The organism is Nocardia sp. NPDC060249 (assembly GCF_042728755.1).
Lineage (GTDB): Bacteria > Actinomycetota > Actinomycetes > Mycobacteriales > Mycobacteriaceae > Nocardia.
Genome location: NZ_JBHXAQ010000005.1, coordinates 228,727 through 246,294, shown reverse-complemented (window position 1 = coordinate 246,294; position 17,568 = coordinate 228,727). Strand labels below are relative to the sequence as shown.

The 17,568-nt window shown below is 67.1% G+C and carries 17 protein-coding genes; 8 read left to right on the top strand and 9 right to left on the bottom strand.

Translation table 11 applies throughout. The annotated features are described in order from the left end of the window. The first annotated feature begins 135 nt into the window (after positions 1–135). Genes ACFWFP_RS20530 through ACFWFP_RS20520 form a run of 3 tightly spaced genes read left to right on the top strand, consistent with a single transcriptional unit; the run spans position 136 to position 2,358 of the window. The gene (locus tag ACFWFP_RS20530; RefSeq protein ID WP_379297287.1) at positions 136–1,029 is read left to right on the top strand and encodes a helix-turn-helix domain-containing protein; all 894 of its coding nucleotides are present in this window, start codon (positions 136–138) and stop codon (positions 1,027–1,029) included. 34 nt (positions 1,030–1,063) lie between these two features. Continuing rightward, positions 1,064–1,888, top strand: coding sequence for an SAM-dependent methyltransferase (locus ACFWFP_RS20525; protein WP_379297285.1), 825 nt, complete (start codon positions 1,064–1,066; stop codon positions 1,886–1,888). Between the two features lie 56 nt (positions 1,889–1,944). Continuing rightward, positions 1,945–2,358 carry a hypothetical protein gene (locus ACFWFP_RS20520; protein ID WP_379297283.1) on the top strand — a complete coding sequence of 138 codons (414 nt, stop codon included), beginning with the start codon at positions 1,945–1,947 and terminating at the stop codon, positions 2,356–2,358. Positions 2,359–2,652: 294 nt separating this feature from the next. Here ACFWFP_RS20520 and ACFWFP_RS20515 read toward each other — a convergent pair whose 3' ends face one another. The 3 genes from ACFWFP_RS20515 to ACFWFP_RS20505 form a co-directional block, all read right to left on the bottom strand. Next, positions 2,653–3,045, bottom strand: a complete 393-nt coding sequence (locus ACFWFP_RS20515; protein ID WP_379297281.1) for a nitroreductase/quinone reductase family protein — start codon at positions 3,043–3,045, stop codon at positions 2,653–2,655. A 237-nt stretch (positions 3,046–3,282) separates the two neighbouring features. Continuing rightward, positions 3,283–4,224 carry an exodeoxyribonuclease III gene (locus ACFWFP_RS20510; protein ID WP_379297279.1) on the bottom strand — a complete coding sequence of 314 codons (942 nt, stop codon included), beginning with the start codon at positions 4,222–4,224 and terminating at the stop codon, positions 3,283–3,285. A gap of 476 nt (positions 4,225–4,700) precedes the next feature. Further along, the gene (locus tag ACFWFP_RS20505; protein ID WP_379297277.1) at positions 4,701–5,666 is read right to left on the bottom strand and encodes a ferritin-like domain-containing protein; all 966 of its coding nucleotides are present in this window, start codon (positions 5,664–5,666) and stop codon (positions 4,701–4,703) included. A gap of 425 nt (positions 5,667–6,091) precedes the next feature. Between ACFWFP_RS20505 and ACFWFP_RS20500 the strand changes: the two genes are divergently transcribed. The 5 genes from ACFWFP_RS20500 (at position 6,092) to ACFWFP_RS20480 (ending at position 10,133) form a co-directional block, all read left to right on the top strand. Further along, positions 6,092–6,421, top strand: coding sequence for a rhodanese-like domain-containing protein (locus tag ACFWFP_RS20500; protein ID WP_379297275.1), 330 nt, complete (start codon positions 6,092–6,094; stop codon positions 6,419–6,421). A gap of 527 nt (positions 6,422–6,948) precedes the next feature. Further along, positions 6,949–7,551, top strand: coding sequence for a TetR/AcrR family transcriptional regulator (locus ACFWFP_RS20495; RefSeq protein WP_379297273.1), 603 nt, complete (start codon positions 6,949–6,951; stop codon positions 7,549–7,551). Further along, a complete protein-coding gene (locus tag ACFWFP_RS20490; RefSeq protein WP_379297271.1) occupies positions 7,551–7,982 on the top strand; it encodes a nitroreductase family deazaflavin-dependent oxidoreductase in 432 nt (143 codons plus the stop codon). Before ACFWFP_RS20495 ends, ACFWFP_RS20490 begins: the two co-directional genes overlap by 1 nt. Before the next feature lie 286 nt (positions 7,983–8,268). Next, positions 8,269–9,093, top strand: a complete 825-nt coding sequence (locus ACFWFP_RS20485) for a DUF1684 domain-containing protein (protein ID WP_379297269.1) — start codon at positions 8,269–8,271, stop codon at positions 9,091–9,093. Then, complete coding sequence (locus ACFWFP_RS20480; protein WP_379297267.1) at positions 9,090–10,133, top strand: LLM class flavin-dependent oxidoreductase; 1,044 nt, start codon at positions 9,090–9,092, stop codon at positions 10,131–10,133. Before ACFWFP_RS20485 ends, ACFWFP_RS20480 begins: the two co-directional genes overlap by 4 nt. A 186-nt stretch (positions 10,134–10,319) precedes the next feature. Here ACFWFP_RS20480 and ACFWFP_RS20475 read toward each other — a convergent pair whose 3' ends face one another. From ACFWFP_RS20475 to ACFWFP_RS20450, 6 genes are all read right to left on the bottom strand, one after another. Continuing rightward, entirely contained in the window at positions 10,320–11,357 is a 1,038-nt protein-coding gene (locus ACFWFP_RS20475) for an aldo/keto reductase (RefSeq protein WP_379297265.1), read from the bottom strand. Next, positions 11,354–12,397, bottom strand: coding sequence for an aldo/keto reductase (locus tag ACFWFP_RS20470; RefSeq protein WP_379297263.1), 1,044 nt, complete (start codon positions 12,395–12,397; stop codon positions 11,354–11,356). The genes ACFWFP_RS20475 and ACFWFP_RS20470 overlap by 4 nt, the downstream gene beginning before the upstream one ends. A gap of 11 nt (positions 12,398–12,408) precedes the next feature. Then, positions 12,409–13,752: an LLM class flavin-dependent oxidoreductase gene (locus ACFWFP_RS20465; RefSeq protein ID WP_379297261.1), complete on the bottom strand. Its 1,344-nt coding sequence runs from the start codon at positions 13,750–13,752 to the stop codon at positions 12,409–12,411. Further along, entirely contained in the window at positions 13,752–15,092 is a 1,341-nt protein-coding gene (locus ACFWFP_RS20460) for an LLM class flavin-dependent oxidoreductase (protein ID WP_379297259.1), read from the bottom strand. The genes ACFWFP_RS20465 and ACFWFP_RS20460 overlap by 1 nt, the downstream gene beginning before the upstream one ends. Then, a complete protein-coding gene (locus tag ACFWFP_RS20455) occupies positions 15,089–16,279 on the bottom strand; it encodes an acyl-CoA dehydrogenase family protein (protein ID WP_379297257.1) in 1,191 nt (396 codons plus the stop codon). The genes ACFWFP_RS20460 and ACFWFP_RS20455 overlap by 4 nt, the downstream gene beginning before the upstream one ends. Positions 16,280–16,574: 295 nt before the next feature. Beyond that, the gene (locus tag ACFWFP_RS20450) at positions 16,575–17,480 is read right to left on the bottom strand and encodes a LysR family transcriptional regulator (protein WP_364715253.1); all 906 of its coding nucleotides are present in this window, start codon (positions 17,478–17,480) and stop codon (positions 16,575–16,577) included. Positions 17,481–17,568 lie beyond the last annotated feature (88 nt).

The following is a 17,568-nucleotide window of genomic DNA, read 5'->3' as shown; positions in this document are numbered from 1 at the left end:
GCCGCAGGGTATGTCGCAGTTCGGATACACCCTCTGACTTGTTCGCCAAATAATCGTGGTTGATAATCTAACCTGATAATCAGGATTGCGAAACAGGTGGCAGCCGCCGCCCAGCAGCCCGATACGGTGGGATCCATGGCACGAACCGCACGAAAAGTGCTGCTAGGTCGAGAGATCGACGCGCTCCTGCGCCGGTCTCGCACTACCCAGGCCGACGCGGGAAAGATGATCGGGGTGAGCCAGTCCCGCATCGCGGCGGTGATCAGCGGCACGGGAAATTTGAGTGCCCAGGCACTCGACGAGCTGGTCAGGCAGCTCGGCGTCACCGACCACGACTACATCGCGATCCTGCTCGATCTCCGCGAAGACAGCCATCGCCGCGGATTCTGGAACTCCGGTTACCGCCGCGCCTACATCGAGGAACTGCGACTGCTCGTCGACCTCGAGGCGGTGGCGGATCGGCTACGCGAGACCGCTGCCGAGATCGTTCCCGGCCTGCTCCAGCACGAGAGCTACATCCGCGCGCTGCACGAGCCCCTCCAACTCGACCCCGACGATCCGGACGCGGTCACCGTCGACGACTACGTCCGAGCTCGCGTCGCGCGTCAGCGAATCCTGCTCGCGCGGGGAGCACCCGAGTTCCACGCGATCCTGTCCGAATCCTGCCTGCGCCGCACCTACGGCGGGGACGCGGTGATGCTCGACCAGATCACCCACCTGCTCGAAATGTCCACCCGACCCAACATCCAGATCCAGGTCATGCCCTTCACCCACCAGGCACCCGGCGCCGGCATGGAGGACCGCTACATCCTGGTTCGCGTGCCCTCCCCCGGAGCAGCGGGCGATCTCGAGATGGCGGTCATCGAAGCTCAGGGCGAGATCCGCTACATCGACGACAAACCCGCTGTCGGTATCCGCGACAAGATCTTCAACCGCCTGACGATGACCGCGTTGAGCCCCCACGACTCACGTCAGTTCATGGAACACCTCGTCCGCGGCCTCCGCAGCCGACCGACCATCCAGCGATAGACCGGCCCCACCGCACCCCCGCAGAGGAATCACGATGTCCGACAGCGACTTCGAGCCACGCTCGATCGACACCAACAAACCCAGCTCCGCACGCATCTATCACCACATGGTCACCGGCGAGGTGATCTTCGAATCGGATCTGCCGTTCATTCATCGGCTCTACGCCGATATCCCCTTCTATCCCCTGTGGGCCCAGCACAACCGCCGGTTTCTCGCCCGCGCCGTTCGCTACATGGCAGGCACCGGCATTCGCCAGTTCCTCGATATCGGGTCCGGTCTGCCGACCGGTGGGAACACCCACGAGGTCGCGCGCGAGCTCGCCCCCGACTCCCGTGTCGTGTACGTCGACAACGACGAGGAAGCGATCAACCGGGCCCGCGACCTGCTGCGTGAACAGGGTGTCACCGACACCGCGACGATGGTCGACGCCGATCTGCGCGAGCCCGCGCGCATTCTCGCCCACCCCGATACCCAGCGCCTGATCGACTTCACCGAACCCGTTGGGCTGCTACTGGTTTCGGTGCTTCCCTGGATCACCGACGCCAGCGAGCCCGGCAAGATCGTCGCGCAACTGCGCGATGCCCTCGCCCCCGGTAGCCACATCGCGATGACACACGTGTCCCTCGAAGACGCGGGCGCGGAGATCAAAGCACAGGTCGCCGCGGGCGCGGCGGTCTTCACCGATGCCAGCACGCCGGTCACCCTGCGCACCCGCGCGCAGTTCCAGACCTTCTTCGACGGATGGACGATCGCCGACCCGGGCATCACCTACGCCACCGACTGGCGACCCGAACAGTCGATCGACCACGACGACTACGCCCGCCCCTGCAATTTCGCCGCTATCGGCAGCCTCCCCTAGCGTGCGCCCCGCGCTGTCGGCACCGTCGCCGGCAGCGCTGTTCGAAAGGATCCACCATGTCGTTACCGACACCGCCCGCCGCGCACTTCCGCAAAGCGGCCGCCAGTTCCCCGCAACAGGCGTGCGTGATGGTCTACCGCGACAACCACCGCACCCTCATCTGGGACGACAAACTCGCGCGCCCGGTCGCCACCGCGGCACGCCCTGTCCCCCTCGAGGAGTGCCTGACCCTCGACCACCACCAGTTCGAGGCCCTCCAGGCCGCGATACGAGCAGGCCGCCCCATCCGGGGAGCCCTGACGATCACCCGAGGACCCGACAACCTTTACGAATTCAGCGCCGCGCCGCAATGCCGAGCCTCCACCGGAGCCGCCCGGCTCTTCTTCGACCACCTCGAATACACCGCGTTCGTCGACGCGGTGCGGCACCGCGAGTTCGAACGATCGACCTTCCTCTCCCACGCCGCGTAGCCGACTCGGCCGTGACCCGCCGCGTGCCGGCACAGCTCGGCCGCAGCACCTACTGACAGCCGCGGTAACTCCGCACCCTCCGCTCAGATCCGACATGGCCACCGACCCCGAAATGGTGTAGGTGCTGATGTGCGGGTCGGGTGAGGGGTGCGTGGGCCGCGGCTCCGGGATGCGGCGTGAGTCGGCCCAGCGCCGTCAGTTGACGGTCGAGCTGTATGCCGCTTTCCGGCTACCTCTGCACATCGCCGGGCCACATCCACTTCTCAACCGAACGAGCTGAGAAATTCCGCTAGCTCAGTCCAAGTCGATGCGAACAGTCAGCAGATCGGTACCAACCGCTCGTACCACTGCGCTGTTGGCCCGCGGCAGCTCACGAAGCCGAGCTCGTGCGTCGTCGCCGCGCACCAAGTGAGCGGTGCCGGAGTACCACCGTCCACGAATGCGCAGCCGAACACGGTTGTCCACCTGAATGTTTCGAATGTATTGGGATTTTTCACCGAACTCGGAAACGAGCCAGAAGGAGTTGCCGCTTCGTCGGCCGCCGATCGGCGTGACCCGCGGCTGACCGCTTTTGCGCCCCGTTGTTTCGAGCAGGGTCTGAACCGGCAACCGTCCCATGATCGGGTTGCCGACGTATCGTTGCCCTGCCGTCACCACTCGGTGTTGCAGGTCTCGCAGCTTGGTCACAACCCGATCCTACTGAGCCAGTTGTCGGCCAACGGGTCAGCACGACGTCGCACCCGGTCATTGATCATTGGGCGTCCCGCGCCAACCCCGAGGCCGCAACCATGGTCAACGACCTGGTGCACAAACTGACTGAGCCGGCACGAATTCAGCGACACCCGCGCGGTAAATCGGCTACTTGTCGTGCGCTGCCGGACAGGCATGATCGGTTCCAAATGCGGACCGCTGCTTGATGTTCGATCATGGTTCGGGTGTTCCGATCTTGGTTTGTGGCTGTTCTGTTCCCGCACCTGGCCGGGGTGGCATTGCCGAGTAGGTCACCACGAGTGGAGCGTGATCGGAGAGGCGCTCGGCGGGTGACGGTTCCTTGTCGACGACAACAGACGTCGCGAGGCGGGCGAGACCGGGCGTCGCGAGTTGGTGGTCCACTCGCCAACCCACATCCTTGGCGAACGATCGACCCGCCCAACTCCACCAGGTGAGCGGACCCGGACGGTCGCCGTGCACCTGTCGCACCACGTCGACGAGCCGGCGCGTGCCGAGAACCGAACTGAACCACTCGCGGTCGGCAGGCAGGAATCCGTCCATCGTGCGGGCGGCACGCCAGTTGGTCACATCATGTCGGGTGTGCGCGATGTTCAGATCCCCGGTGAGGACGAACTCGCGTCCCGCACTCAGCGCCGCGAGCCGGTTCCGGTGCACTTCGCGGGCGAACGCCGCAAGGAACCTCTGCTTCCGTTCGTACTTGACCCCACCGTCAGGCAGTTCGCGCATCGATCCCGGGCGCTGGAGATGCGCGGGCAGACCACCCTTGGGGAGATACAGACAGGCCACCGTCACCGGTCGGTCGGCCAGATCCACCTCGATATAGCGTCCCTGGGCGGCGAACTCACCGAGTCCGCGGGACCTGGGTGGGTGGGTCACCCACGTCCGCACGGCAGCGGCGGGAACCCTCGTCAGTACTGCCACGCCGTTACGACCGGCCACGGAACCGACGTCCACCGCCGCCGAATAGCCCGGGAAGGTGCCCACATCTGATGCGGGACAACGCAGCTCCTGCAACGCGACCACATCGACCGACTGCGCCTGCAACCACTGGTCGAATCCACGACGACGTGCCGCGCGAATTCCGTTCACGTTGAATGTGGCGACAGTGAGAGAATCAGCGACCGACGAACCCATGGCAACACTGTGCCCGAGTCCCCCGTCACCCGCTCGGGCAGCTCCGGTACGCGACCTCGGTAGGGCCGGAGAGGCCGGCGAACTGGTTTCCTCGCGCAAGCCGATGGATGGGACCGCGTGTTCTCGCCTAATTCATGACCAAGTCCACCTTTTCCCCGTTTCAGTACGCGGCCTGGCGGGCGGCGCTGAAACAATCTCGACACCGTCGAGAGCCGCGCCGACGTGCCATTCGCGCAGCCCTGTCGTTCCGACGGCCGCCACCACGGAGACCGCGACTTCGGCGAAATCATGGACTACTTCGCAACAAAACCCAGTGCGAAACATGTAATCCCATCAATTCCCACCGCCGCCGACAGGGCCTCCGAGGACGTGGTGGCCACAGAACAACGCCTCCGGCCGTGGCAGTCCGACGGCTCCACCGGCCGTCGGCGCCACGGCGGTGGTCGGCACCGACGGGGTGGCTGTCAGGGGACTTCTCAGTTCAGCCCACTCACTTCTCGGGCGATCGACGAGACACGGGTCTGCGCGGCCGAAATGACACCCTGCCGCGCCTTGTGCGCTTCCTCGTAGGCGAGGATCGTCCGGACTGCGGCGGGATCGGCGAGTTCCTTGATCGCTGCCACCGCCTGGGCGACATTCAAGTCTTCGTAGCCGCTGATGGGCAGCTCTTCGGGATCGAGGAGGCCGGTGGTGGTGCGCAGTGAATGCATTGCCTCGGCGGTGGAGTCCGCGCCTTCACGCCGCGAGACCTGCTCAGTGGTTTCGAGAACAGCATCACGCGAGGCCGCGAGGGTCTTCACGGCGACATCGCCCGCGTGCGCACCCCTGGCGAGCAACTCGCCCAGTGCGGGCGGGGCAGCACGGAAGGTGTCCAACGCGCGGTCGATGCTGCGAGCAGACCACGTCACAGGGATATTGATCAGCTTCACCGCGGTCCCCGTAGCCGCCTGAATCGGTGTTCGGCGCAAAGCCGCTGGCCCGCCGAGCGCGTCTTCGGCGAGTACGGTCGTCAACCATTCGACGGTGGCCGTGTGGGCGGTGATCAACCGCTGCGCCACTGCTTCTACGTCGGCGTTCTGAACGGTGGTCGCGAGTGCTTTGACGTAGCGGGCACGGTCGAGCAACTGATGTTCGAGAACGAGGTCTCCGAGCAAAGCTTCGTCGAACGGTTGGGCTTGTTCGCCGATCGCCTTGACCGCGGCGGCAGCCCTTCCGATGAACGGGCCGATCCGCTCCGGCGCGCCACCCAGTTCACGGATCGCGGCCTCGATGGCTTCTGCGCGGGCGCGGGCGTTGTGGGCGTTCTCAGCCAGTTCGCGGCGTACAGCCTCGGTGCGGGCCTGTGCGGTTCGAGTCTCGGCGATTCGGATTTCGGTTTCCGTCAACTCGCGGATAACGCGCAGTTGCGCGAGCAAGGTCGTAGCGGTGTTGCGTATGCTCATGAAGTCTTTCCTTCGATGTCGACGTCAGGGAGGCGCAACGCTGCACCACTATGTCGACTACCCCGCACTTATGATTCAAACATTGCGCCGCAACAGTTGTCGCTCGTGCGGTGTGTTTCATTGATGCGTGGTCCGGCCGGATTTTGCATGGTCAGGCCGGGCTTGCTGACACACTTCTACCTTCGCGAGCAATGCGTTCGACCACCTCGCACAGGTGCGCGGCTGCCGCCCGCCAATTCGCCGCGTAGCACCCCGAATTGACCGAGGCGCCGCACTCACGTGGCACGGTGATCTCGCAAGGCGAGCGACCTTTTCACCCCGCTCCAACCTTCAGGTAAGCTGAAGGTTATGGAGCCTCTGTCACTGTGCCGCCTCAGTATCGTGCCGGGCGCCTTCCAACCCGTACGAGGACCGAGGTGCTGCGCGTGAGCTTCCGTCATTACCTACGCCGACCCCCAGCTATCAGCGCCGCCGAGGCGGTGCGCCTGGTCGCGGAAGGTGCGGTCGTCGTGGACGTCCGCCGTGACTTCGAGTGGAATCGATTACACATCCCAGGTGCCGTGCACATGCCGCTCGAGGTGCTCCCGGCGCGCTGCATGGAACTGCCCGAGGACCGCCTACTCATCACCTTCTGCACCGGCGGCCTTCGCTCCGCGGGCGCGGCGAACCTCCTGGTCGAGAACGGCTTCGAAGCAGTCAACATGAGCCGTGGCCTGATCGATTGGCGTGCCGCCGGTGGGCCGCTCACCCCGTGAGAAGCAAGAAGGGTTGGCGAGAGCGACTGTCCGTACTCGGAACCGGCGCACCACCGACCGCCCTTCGGAGCCCTCGATCGGTCCGGCCAGGCAGCGGCTAGACGCTGGACGACAAGGCCACCGCGGAGGATCTGCACACCAAGCAGGGCGAGCCCAACCGCAGCGAACTGATCAGGATCATGGTCGAGTACGCACACGAGAACATGCCGGCTGGCGTCCGGAGGGCTGGGCCTACCGCGGCTGAATCAGTAAGTGCCGCCGCCGGATTCGCCTCATTTGCCCAAGACACCGAGGGCGGAGCCGGCCACCGGGCCCAGACGCCCTGAAGCTTTGTGGCGCAAAACTTTCGAGCCCTGAAATGCGCGAGTGGTGCAGGGTGCTACCGCCGCCTCTCAATGCTACAGTGTGTGTATATACATTGAGTGTAGCAATTGGTGTCACACTGGCAGTTGTCAAGCAGCGCCGAGCACAGAGAGGCGATCAGCCCCGCGATGACCGACCGCAGGAACCGCCCCTACGCATCGCGAATGGCGCCCGAAGAACGCCATGAACAACTTCTGGATGCGGTCTTGGACGTGATCGTCGAACAGGGCGTCCACAAGGTCTCCATCGACACCGTCGCCAAACGCGCCGGTGTCAGCCGCCCGGTCATCTACAGCCAGTTCTCCGACTCCGACCAGCTCCTCCGTGCCAGCCTCGAACGAGAAGAAGCCGCGGTAGCGGCCCAGATGAGCGCCGTTGTCCCCCAAGCCCAGCCCACCGAACGCGCGGACCGGGCGATGGTGCAGTCTCTCGACAACTTCCTGTCCGCGGTGCTGGCCGCGCCGCAACGGTGGCGCGCGGTGTTTCAACTCGCCGACTCGAGCACACCGGCCTTCCGTCGCCGCGTCGAGCGCGGCCGCAACGCCCTGATCGCCGCGTTCACCACGTTCGTGCAGACCGCGACACCCTCCGCCCAGCAGGGCTCAGTCGACGCCGAACTCACCGGTCGGTTGCTGTCCGCCGTGTTCTGGGAAGCGGGACGCATCGTCCTGTCCGAACCCGAAGCCTTTCCCCCACAACGGATTCACGATTACGCCCAAACCTTCATACCCGCCCTACCCGGCTTCCACGACCAGGCGAGGACTTGATGAGCGACCTCTACCACAACATTTTGCACGCCCACCGCTGGATCTATGAGACCACCGACGGTTTCCTCGGCCACCGCCTGCTCTTCGGCAATCCCACGCTGCTGCTGCGTACCACCGGTCGGCGCACCGGCCTACCGCGCACCACCGCGTTGACCTACGGGCGCGACGGCGAGAAGACCTATCTCGTGGTCGCCTCCAACGGTGGCTCCCCCAAACCCCCGGCATGGCTGGCCAACCTGAAAACCGAGCCGCTGTGCACGATCCAGATCGGCCGTCGCCACCAGACCGCCACCGCCCGGCCCACTCTTGCCGACGATCCCGACTACGCACGACGCTGGAAGATCGTCGACGAGGCCAACAAAGGCCGATACACCCGGTACCAGCAGCAAACGACCCGACCGATTCCGATTGTCGAGCTTCGGATCAACTGATGATCCCGATTCGCCATGCACCGCAGTGCTCGGGCAGCGGTCACCCCATGCCTTGCGCATCTCTTCGGACCGGCATGAAAGCTGACATGCATCGGCGGCGTAGCGGTACAACATCACAGTTGCCGTCGTGGCTCGGCCTCCACCGGGATGGCTCCCACGGTAGCGATCAAGCAGTCACCACGCGTTCGATTGTCATGGCAGCGGGCGCGACCCGACAGCGGGTGACTTGTGTTCGGGTTGAGCGCAATTCTGTTCGTGGGCGGTGGGGTCGGGTTGTATCGATGCCATGGCAGCACAGGAAACCCCGGTCGCCGAGGTAGACAGCTTCACCGCCGAATGGCAGCAATGGCACCGCGGGCAGGAGGCGCGGCTGGCCGACCGGCACGGATTCCTGGCCATCACGAACCTGCACTGGCTCACCGAAACCCCGGAGCGGTTCACCGACGCGCCCGGCACCTGGTCGACCGGTGCCGACGGTGTGGTCGTGGTGCTCGACGAGGGCGAGGAACTGGTCGTCGAGGGGACACCGGTGCGGGGGCGCTACGAGTTCGGCGCGATCGCCGAGCGCGACGGGGTGAACGCGGTGTGGGGTGACGCGGTGATCGAGGTCGCGCGCCGTGGTGGCAACGACATCGTCCGCCCTCGGCACCCGAACAACCAGTTGCGCACCGCGTTTCGGGGCACACCCGCGTTCGCGCCGGACCCGAAGTGGGTGGTGACGGGTCGCTATGTTCGCTTCGAGCAGCCGCGACCGACCACGGTCGGCGCCTCGGTCGAAGGGCTCGAGCATGTCTACGACGCACCGGGACAGGTCGAGTTCGACATCGACGGTCAGCCGTTGCGGCTGACCGCGTTCCCCGGCCGGAATCCCGGTGACCTGTCGGTGCTGTTCACCGATACCACTTCCGGAGTCACCACCTACGCCGCGAATCGCATTGTGCAGGTGTCGACTCCGGCGCCCGACGGCACGGTCGTGCTCGATTTCAATCGGGCGGTCAACCTGCCGTGCGCCTACACCGATCTGGCGACCTGCCCGCTGCCGCCCGCCGAGAACAGGCTCCCGATCGCGGTCGAGGCGGGGGAAAAGATCCCCTACGAGCGCCAGGGATGAGCGCACCGCAGATCAGCACGCTGGCGTTCCTGACGCCGGGCAACTACCTCGACGACGATCCGTACACCGGGCTCGAGGACACGCTGCAACTGTTCGAATACGGCGAGCGCCTCGGTTTCGACGGTGCGTGGGTCCGGCAGCGTCATCTCGAGCACGGCGTGGGTTCGGCGGCGGTCTTTTTGGCCGCCGCCGCCCAGCGCACCAGCCGAGTGGAGCTGGGCGCCGCGGTCATTCCGATCGGCTACGAGAGCCCGTTCCGGCTGGCCGAGGATCTGTCGCTGGCCGATGTGCTGTCGCGGGGCCGACTACAGCCCGGTTTCAGCGCGGGCACCCCACCGCACGCCGATCTCATCGGTGACCTGGTCTTCGATGGTGACTGGCGCAGCTTCGACCTGTCCTACGGCCGCGTGGCCCGCCTGCTCGAGAACCTGCGCGGGGACTACCTCGGCGACGCCGGCACCGTCATCCAGTCGCCGGGCAACACCCAGCGTCCCCGTCTGCAGCCGCACAGCCCCGGCCTGGCCGATCGTGTGTGGTACGGCGGTGGGAGCGTCCGATCCGTGCACTGGACCGCGGAGAACGGACTGAACCTGCTCAGCGGCAACATCGTTTTCGGTGACGCCAGTGACGATTTCACCACCTCCCAGCTGACCCTGATCGCGGACTACCGCCGCCTGATCGACCCGGCTCGACCCGCCCGCGTGGCCGTCGGACGCGTGATCGTGCCGTTCGACAGCGCCGACCACGCGACCCGCGAACGCTACCGCGCCTACGCCGCGAGCCGCCACGACCGCACCCTCGGCCCGCAGGGCGAACGCCGAATCCTGTTCGCGCCGGACATCGTCGGCACCGCCGAGCAGATCCTGGAACAGCTGCGAGCCGATCCGGTGCTCGCACAGACCTCCGAGCTGCGCCTGGAACTGCCCTACGAATTCCACCGTGCGGACTACGAGCAGATCCTGCACGACACCGTGCACCTGATCGCTCCCGAACTCGGTTGGAAACCGACGATCACGAACGAGGCGCCGACGTCGGCTTGACCGGCCGCTCGGTGCATCGCCGAGCGTAGGAGCGAGCACGCTACCGGCACCGCCTCGATCCGCGCTGACGGATCGCGACGGTGAACCCGTGTGCCGGGCGACGAACGACCGACCGAAGTTGCCGCCGCAACCCGGCAATCGCTGGGGAAGAGGGGATTACGTCTCCCTCAGCGATCACCGGATGAGCTAGGCGGCGCGTCTACGCAGGGCGGGATCGGCCAGTGCGTCGGGGATCTTGCCGGTGTCACGGTCGGCGAAGATCGTCCCGGGCGGGACTATCTCGTCGATGCGGTCGAGGATCTCCTCGCTCAGGACGACATCGACCGCACCCAGATAGGCATCGAGATGTTCGCCGGTGCGCGGGCCGATGATGGCGGCGGTGACATCGGGGTGGGCGAGCACGAAACCGATCGCGAGCTGGATGAGTGTAAGGCCGGATTCCTCGGCGAGGACGGCGAGCGCGTCGGCGGCGGCGAGTTTCGCCGCGTTGGCGGGTGCGTCGATGTCGAATCGGCCCGGGATCAGTTCGGCCCGATGCGAACTCGGTTGAGGTGCGCCGAGGCGGTACTCACCGGAGAGCCACCCTGCGGCGAGCGGGCCGTAGGTGATGACGCCGAGTCCGTACTTGCGGGCGATCGGCAGGGTCTCGCGTTCGATGCCGCGAATCAGCGGTGAATACGGAACCTGTTCGGCAGCAGAGCGATTGGCCTTGGTCCGATCGGCGATCCACTGCGCTTCGACCAGTTCGCCGGGCGAGAAGACCGAGGTGCCGTAGTAGCGGATCTTGCCCGCGCGCACGAGATCGTCGAGAGCGGCGACGGTGTCCTCGAGTGCGGTCACCGATTCGGGGCGGTGCACCTGGTAGAGGTCGAGGTGGTCGGTGTCGAGACGGCGCAGCGAGTCCTCGACGGCGCGGGCGATCCAGCGCCGGGAGTTGCCCCGGTGGGTGGGGTCGTCGTCGACGGCATTGTGAAACTTGCTGGCCAGAATCACCTCGTCGCGTCGATCACGCAGCGCCTTGCCGACGATGATCTCGGATTCGCCGCGCGAATAGGTGTCGGCGGTGTCGATGGTGTTGATTCCGGCGTCCAGCGCCCGATGGATCAGCGCGATCGATTCTTCGTGGGTGGTGCCGCCACGGGAACCGAAGTTCATGGTGCCGAGCACGTACGGGCTCACCCGGACTCCGGTACGGCCGAGCAGGCGCAGGTCGGACAGGCTCATCGGGTGGCTCCGATCGTGGTGCGGCGGCGGTTGACGGCGTCGGTGAGCGAGGGCGGCAGGTAGCCCTCGTCGGCGGGGCTGAGTGTGGTTCCGGGCGCGACGATCTCGTCGATCCGATCCAGCACCTCGGTGCTCAGCCGCACATCGACGGCACCGAGCTGGGTCTCGAGGTGGGCCAGGGTGCGCGGCCCGATGATGACGGTGCTCACCGCCGGATGCTGGAGCACGAACGCCAGCGACAGATGAACCAGCGAAATACCTGCTTCGTCGGCGAGTTTCGCCAATTCCTCGGCGGCGGCGCGTTTGCGCTGGTTGGCGACCAGTTCCGGGTCGTGCCGATGTGGCTGGCGGTTGAGTCTGCTCGACTCGGGCGCGGTCTCCCCCGCCCGGTACCGGCCGGAGAGCCAGCCGCCCGCGAGCGGACTCCAGGTGAGCACGCCCAGGCCGTGCCGCTCGGCGATCGGCAAGGTAGCGCGTTCGGCGCCGCGAGCCAGGATCGAGTACGGCGGCTGCTCGGTGACCGGCCGGGCCAGGTTGCGGTCCTGGGCCACCCATTGCGCCTCGACCAGCTGATGTGGTTCGAAGGTGGTGGTGCCGTAGTAGCGAATCTTGCCCGCGCGCACCAGATCGTCCAGCGCCCGCAGCGTCTCCTCGAGTGGGACGTCGGGGTCGGGGCGGTGTACCTGGTAGAGGTCGAGGTGGTCGGTGTCGAGTCGGCGCAGCGAGTCCTCGACGGCACGGATGATCCAGCGCCGGGAGTTGCCACGGTGGTTGGGGTCGGTGCCGATCTGGCCGTGGAACTTGCTGGCGAGGACCACCTCGTCGCGGCGCCCACGCAGGGCCTTCCCGACGATCTGTTCGTTCTCGCCCTGGGAGTACACATCGGCGGTGTCGACGACGTTGATGCCCGCGTCCAGGGCGCGGTGGATGATCGTCGCCGCGTCGTCGTGGTCGGGGTTGGCCCAGGCGCCGAAGTTCATAGCACCCAAGGTGAGTGGGCTCACCAGTACGCCGGTGCGGCCGAGGTGTCGCAGTGTCATGGAATGGGTTGTCACTTTCCGGTAGCGGAGATGGGTTCGCGGGCAAAGGAATTCGCGGGCTCGGGCAGGCCGAGGTGACCGCGCAGGGTGGTGTACTCGTATTCGCGGCGAAAGAGCCTGCGCTTGCGCAATTCGGGCACGACCTGGTCGACGAAGTCGGTGAGGTAGCCAGGCAGCACGGCCGGGATGATGGTGAAGCCGTCGATGCCCGCGTTGCGGTGCCACAGCTCGATGTGGTCGGCGACCGCCTGAGGCGTGCCGATCACCACGCGATGGCCGCCGAGGAACTCGGTGAGCAGTTGCCGCACGGTGTGGCCGGTTTCGAGCGCGTAGCCGGTGAGTGAGGCGAAGAAGCCCTGCGGGCCGATCCGGTCGGCGGGCAGCGTGGTGAGCTGGTGCGGCAGCGGGGAGTCGAGGTCGAGGTCGACATCGGGATAGCCGAGCCAGCGGGCGAACTGGCGCACGGGAGCGCTGTCGGGATGCAGCCGCCCCTGCAACTCGTCGAACCGTGCGCGGGCCTCGGCTTCGGTGGACCCGATCACCGGGACCAGGCCGGGAAGAATCCGGATGGCGTCGCCGTCGCGGCCGGAAGCCACCGCCGCCGAACGGATCTCGGCCGAGAAACTACGCGCGGCCGACAGGCTGAGCTGGGTCGTATAGATCACCTCGGCGTGGGCGGCCGCGAAGGCCCGGCCCTGCGGGGAGGCTCCGGCCTGCACGAGAACCGGGCGGCCTTGCGGGGAACGCAGCACATTCAGTGGACCGGCGACGGAGTAGAACTCGCCTCGGTGATCCACCGCGTGTACCCGATCCGGATCGGCGAAGACACCGGCTTCCTGGTCGCCGATCAGCGCGTCAAATTCCCAACTGTCCCAGAGCTTCTCGGTCAGCGAGACGTACTCGGCGGCCCGCCGGTACCGTTCGTCGCGCTCGGGCAGCTCGGCGATGCCGAAGTTGCGGGCGGCGTTGGGTTCGAAGGTGGTGACCACATTCCAGCCCGCTCGGCCCCCGCTGACGTGGTCGAGCGAGAGGATCCGCCGGGCCAGGTTGTAGGGCAGGTTCAGCGAGGTGGTCGCGGTGGGGATCAGCCCGATCCGCTCGGTCGTCACCGCCAGTGCCGAACTGAGCAGGATCGGGTCGAGGGTGGCCGCTGGTGCGCGGGCGATGCCGGGCTGCTGCACCGGGATGTCCGGGAACAGCAGGCCGTCGAGTCCGCCGCGTTCGGCTTCGGCTGCGACCCGCTGATAGTGCGAGAGCTGGATGAACGCGTCGGCGGGCAGGGTCGGTTCCAGCCAGGCTGCCGGGTGGTATCCGGCGCTGCCGACGTTGACGAGGAAATGCAGTCTGCGTGCCATCAGGCAGCCCCTTCGGCGATGGTGCCCCGGTAGGTGGGGACGGGCAGGCCGAGGTGACCGCGCAGGGTGGTCGCCTCGTAGTCGGTGCGGAACACCCCGCGCTCGCGCAGGATCGGCACGACACCGTCGACGAAGTCGTCGAAGCCGCCGGGCAGCACATCGGGCATCAGGTTGAAGCCGTCGGCGATGCCCGCCTCGACCCAGTCGATGATCGCGTCGGCGACCTGCTCGGGTGTGCCGGTGACGATGCGGTGGCCCGCGCCGCCGCCGAGCCGGCGCAGCAGCTGGCGCACCGTCAGGTTCTCGCGCCGGGCCAGGCCCACGGCGATCTTGTAGAAGGTCTGCGACCCGCCCGCCTCGTCGGGGTCGACCAGCAGGTGCCACGGGAGCGGGCCGTCGAGGGTGAGAGCGTCGCGGTCGACACCGAGCTGGGTGGCGAGCCGATCGAGCGCGTAGTCCGGTGGCACGAGCTCGGCCAGCAGTTCGCGGCGCTGGGCGGCTTCGGCTTCGGTGGAGCCGAGCACGGTGGACAGGCCGGGCAGGATGAGCACGTCCTCGGCCCTGCGCCCGTAGCCGACGGCACGGGCCTTCACGTCGCGGTAGTACTCCCCCGCCTCGTCCGCGGTCTGGGCGGCGGTGAAGATCACCTCACCGACCCGGGCGGCCAGTGCCCGGCCGTCTTTCGACGCACCGGCCTGCACGACCACCGGTTCGCCCTGCGGCGAGCGCGGAACATTCAACGGGCCTGCCACGTCGAAGTGCGGGCCGTGGTGATCGACGGCGTGGATGCGGGTGTAGTCGGCGAAGCGGTGCGTGGCTTTGTCGCCGATCAGCGCGTCGGGCTCCCAGCTGTTCCAGAGCGCGCGCACCACCTCGACGAATTCGGCGGCGCGTTCGTAGCGCGCGCCGTGGGCCGGTTCGGCGTCGAAACCGAAATTGCGGGCCGCGTCGGCACCGGCGGTGGTGACCACATTCCAGCCGGTGCGACCACCGCTGAGCAGGTCGAGGGAAGCGAAGCGGCGCGCGACGTCGTAGGGATCGTTGTAGCTCGACGACAGGGTGGCGATGAGGCCGACCCGCTCGGTGGCCGCGGCGACGGCGGCCAGGATCACCGTCGGTTCGAGGCTGTTGAACGGCCGGTACCGGATGTCCTCGCGGATGGCGGGCCCGTCGGCGAGGAAGATCGCGTCGAACTTGGCTTCCTCGGCGCGCTGGGCGATGCGCACGTAGTGGTCGAGGGTGAAACTCGCGGCGGGGTCGGTGCCGGGGAAGCGCCACGAGCCGCCGAATACCCCCGCGTTGAGAATGTTGACATTGAGGTGCACCTGTCGTCGGGTCACGGCTGTTCCTCCTTGGCACGGCCCGCCGCCAGCGCGGCGCGGCCGAGATCGGCGAGCACGAAATCGCTCTGCGGGAAGTGGATTCGCCCGACCATGGCGTCGCGATGGTGGCGTTCGAGTGGATGCCGGCGGTCGAGGCCGGGGTTCCCGGTCAGGTCGAGCGCGGATTCGGTGACCCGGATGGCGGTGGAGGTGGCGACATGTTTGGCCAGTGCGGGCAAGCGTCCGTGCTCGTCGTCGGCCAGGCTTGCCACGCCCTGGCGCACCAGTGCGCGGCTGGTCTGGATCCAGGCTTCGATCTCACCCACACGATCGTGGAAGCGCGGAACCGTGGCCAGCGAATCGCCCAGTGCGGTGGGCACTCTGGTGTGCAGGTAGCGCACCAGCCAGTCCCGCGCGGCGATCGCGACGCCGTTGTAGTTCGCGGCCAGCAGCAGTGGCAGCGCTTGGCGACCGGCTCGGCGGACCTTCGCGGTGCCGCCGTTGGGGTCACGCAGGTCGACGAGCCTGGCATCGGCGACGACGGTGCCGTCGAAGACCACCGACTGGGTGTCGGAGGCGCGCAGGCCCAGGTGATTCCAGGTCGGTTCGACGTGCCAGTCGGTGGCGGTGCGGTCGAGCAGGAAGGTCGCCACGCGCGGGCTCGGTTCGGCGGTGCTGGTGGTGACGGTGAACCAGCTCAGCCCGGAAATGCCGGTGGCGTAGGCCTTCTCGCCGTCGATGCGCCAGTCCCCCGACGGCAAGCGGGTGGCGGTCGTGGCCGGGACGCCGCCGCGCGAGAGGCTGCCCAGTTCGCGTTCGACGGCGAGGCCGTTGATCAACGCGCCGTCGGTGGCGGCCGAGCGCAGCACCAGTTCCTTCAGCGCGGCGGGCCACGGGCTGTCCTCGCGAAGCAGGCCCAGGTGGTTGGTGTAGTTCCACTGCAGGATCAGTCCGACCGACGGGTCGGCGGCGCCGACGCGTTCGATCACCTCGACCGCCTCGGCGAGACCCGCGCCGAGCCCGCCGTACTCCACCGGAACCGTCAGTGCGGGTGCCCCGATCGCGCACAACGCCTCGAAGGCGGCGAACGGAAAGGCCCCCGCCCGGTCGTGTTCGGCGGCGCGATCGGCGATCAGCGCGAGCGCGCCGGCGAACGCGTCCTCGTCCAGACCGTGCACGGTGGGTGCTGGTGCCACAGCGGTCATGCGGGTGTCACTCTCCTGGTCGCGTGACGACCACTCGGCGGCGGTCGAACGCATATCTGTGCGACGCACCGGAATTCACTTGAAATGATTCCGGGCGCGATGAAGTGGATCGTCGAAATCAGCGACGACGACAGAGCGGAGCCGGGGCGGCGGCCTCGATCCGGATATTCGGCAATTCCACGAGACCTCCTTTCCACGTTCGGTCTCCGCGATCCAGTATCGGAACCTCCGATACCACCGAACAAGACAGCCGGTCTACCGGATTCGTTCAGTTTTTCTCGATCCTCGACCGCGATCAGGACGCCAACTGCTCGGGCGCCGCGATGGTGCGCAGCATCCGGATCGCCGCGGCGACAGCGGGCCTTTCCAGGGACGCCTGCCGGTAGGTCACGCCGACCTGACGCGACCCGTTGGCGACCGTGCAGGCGATCAGGTGCCGGTACTCCGGTGGCACCGACATCTCCGGTACCACCGCCACGCCGAGCCCGTGGTCGACGATCTCGGCCATTCCGGCGAAGGTGCCGCTGCGATGCTCGATCCGCGGGGCGAACCCGGCCTCACGGCAGGCGTACATCACCGACACGATCGACGGCGCGCCGTCGCGGGCGGCGATCCAGTCGGCGTCGCGTACCGCGGACAGGCCCTGCTGGCGGGCCCTTTCCCGCAGGCCGGGTGGGGCGAGCAGCACGAGCGGATCGTCGAAGAGGAACTCCGAGGACAGCCCGAGCGGCAGATCCCGAGCCCGGAACGAATACGAATAGGTGATCGCGATGTCGACCTCCTGCTGGCGTACCGCGGGCACCGCGTCCACCGGGATCAGGTCGACCACCTGCACCCGAAGGCCGGGATTCTCGTTCATCAGTCGCGCCGCGGCGGGCAGCGCGAGCCGGGTCTGCGCGGTGCGGAACGTGGCCAGGGTGAGCACACCGGTGATGGCCTCCGCCGTCGCGGCTACCGCGCTCTCGGCTTCCTCGAGCGCGGTGATGATCCGCGAGGTGTAGTCCACCAGGACCCGGCCCGCGTGGGTCAGGCGCAACACCCGGCCCTCGCGGCGGGTGAGCACCGCGCCCACTTCCTCCTCGAGAATGCGCAACTGTTGCGAGACCGCCGAAGTGGTGATCCCGTGGAGTTCCGATACGGCGGTCATGGTGGTTCGCTCGGCGAGATCACGCAACAGGACAAGGCGTCGAATGTCGTACATGAATTCCTCGCTTCGACCGGTTGGCGTCCGAATTCGCCCATCATCCGCAGTACCGACATTCCAGGAAATCCTTACGATCAGAGCGATT

Coding starts and splice junctions, on each gene's coding strand:
- ACFWFP_RS20455 (WP_379297257.1), bottom strand. CDS start 16,279: ATGACCGCTGTGGCACCAGCACCCACCGTGCACGGTCTGGACGAGGAC.
- ACFWFP_RS20530 (WP_379297287.1), top strand. CDS start 136: ATGGCACGAACCGCACGAAAAGTGCTGCTAGGTCGAGAGATCGACGCG.
- ACFWFP_RS20480 (WP_379297267.1), top strand. CDS start 9,090: ATGAGCGCACCGCAGATCAGCACGCTGGCGTTCCTGACGCCGGGCAAC.
- ACFWFP_RS20465 (WP_379297261.1), bottom strand. CDS start 13,752: ATGGCACGCAGACTGCATTTCCTCGTCAACGTCGGCAGCGCCGGATAC.
- ACFWFP_RS20520 (WP_379297283.1), top strand. CDS start 1,945: ATGTCGTTACCGACACCGCCCGCCGCGCACTTCCGCAAAGCGGCCGCC.
- ACFWFP_RS20475 (WP_379297265.1), bottom strand. CDS start 11,357: ATGAGCCTGTCCGACCTGCGCCTGCTCGGCCGTACCGGAGTCCGGGTG.
- ACFWFP_RS20490 (WP_379297271.1), top strand. CDS start 7,551: ATGAGCGACCTCTACCACAACATTTTGCACGCCCACCGCTGGATCTAT.
- ACFWFP_RS20450 (WP_364715253.1), bottom strand. CDS start 17,480: ATGTACGACATTCGACGCCTTGTCCTGTTGCGTGATCTCGCCGAGCGA.
- ACFWFP_RS20510 (WP_379297279.1), bottom strand. CDS start 4,224: ATGGGTTCGTCGGTCGCTGATTCTCTCACTGTCGCCACATTCAACGTG.
- ACFWFP_RS20525 (WP_379297285.1), top strand. CDS start 1,064: ATGTCCGACAGCGACTTCGAGCCACGCTCGATCGACACCAACAAACCC.
- ACFWFP_RS20470 (WP_379297263.1), bottom strand. CDS start 12,397: ATGACACTGCGACACCTCGGCCGCACCGGCGTACTGGTGAGCCCACTC.
- ACFWFP_RS20485 (WP_379297269.1), top strand. CDS start 8,269: ATGGCAGCACAGGAAACCCCGGTCGCCGAGGTAGACAGCTTCACCGCC.
- ACFWFP_RS20505 (WP_379297277.1), bottom strand. CDS start 5,666: ATGAGCATACGCAACACCGCTACGACCTTGCTCGCGCAACTGCGCGTT.
- ACFWFP_RS20495 (WP_379297273.1), top strand. CDS start 6,949: ATGGCGCCCGAAGAACGCCATGAACAACTTCTGGATGCGGTCTTGGAC.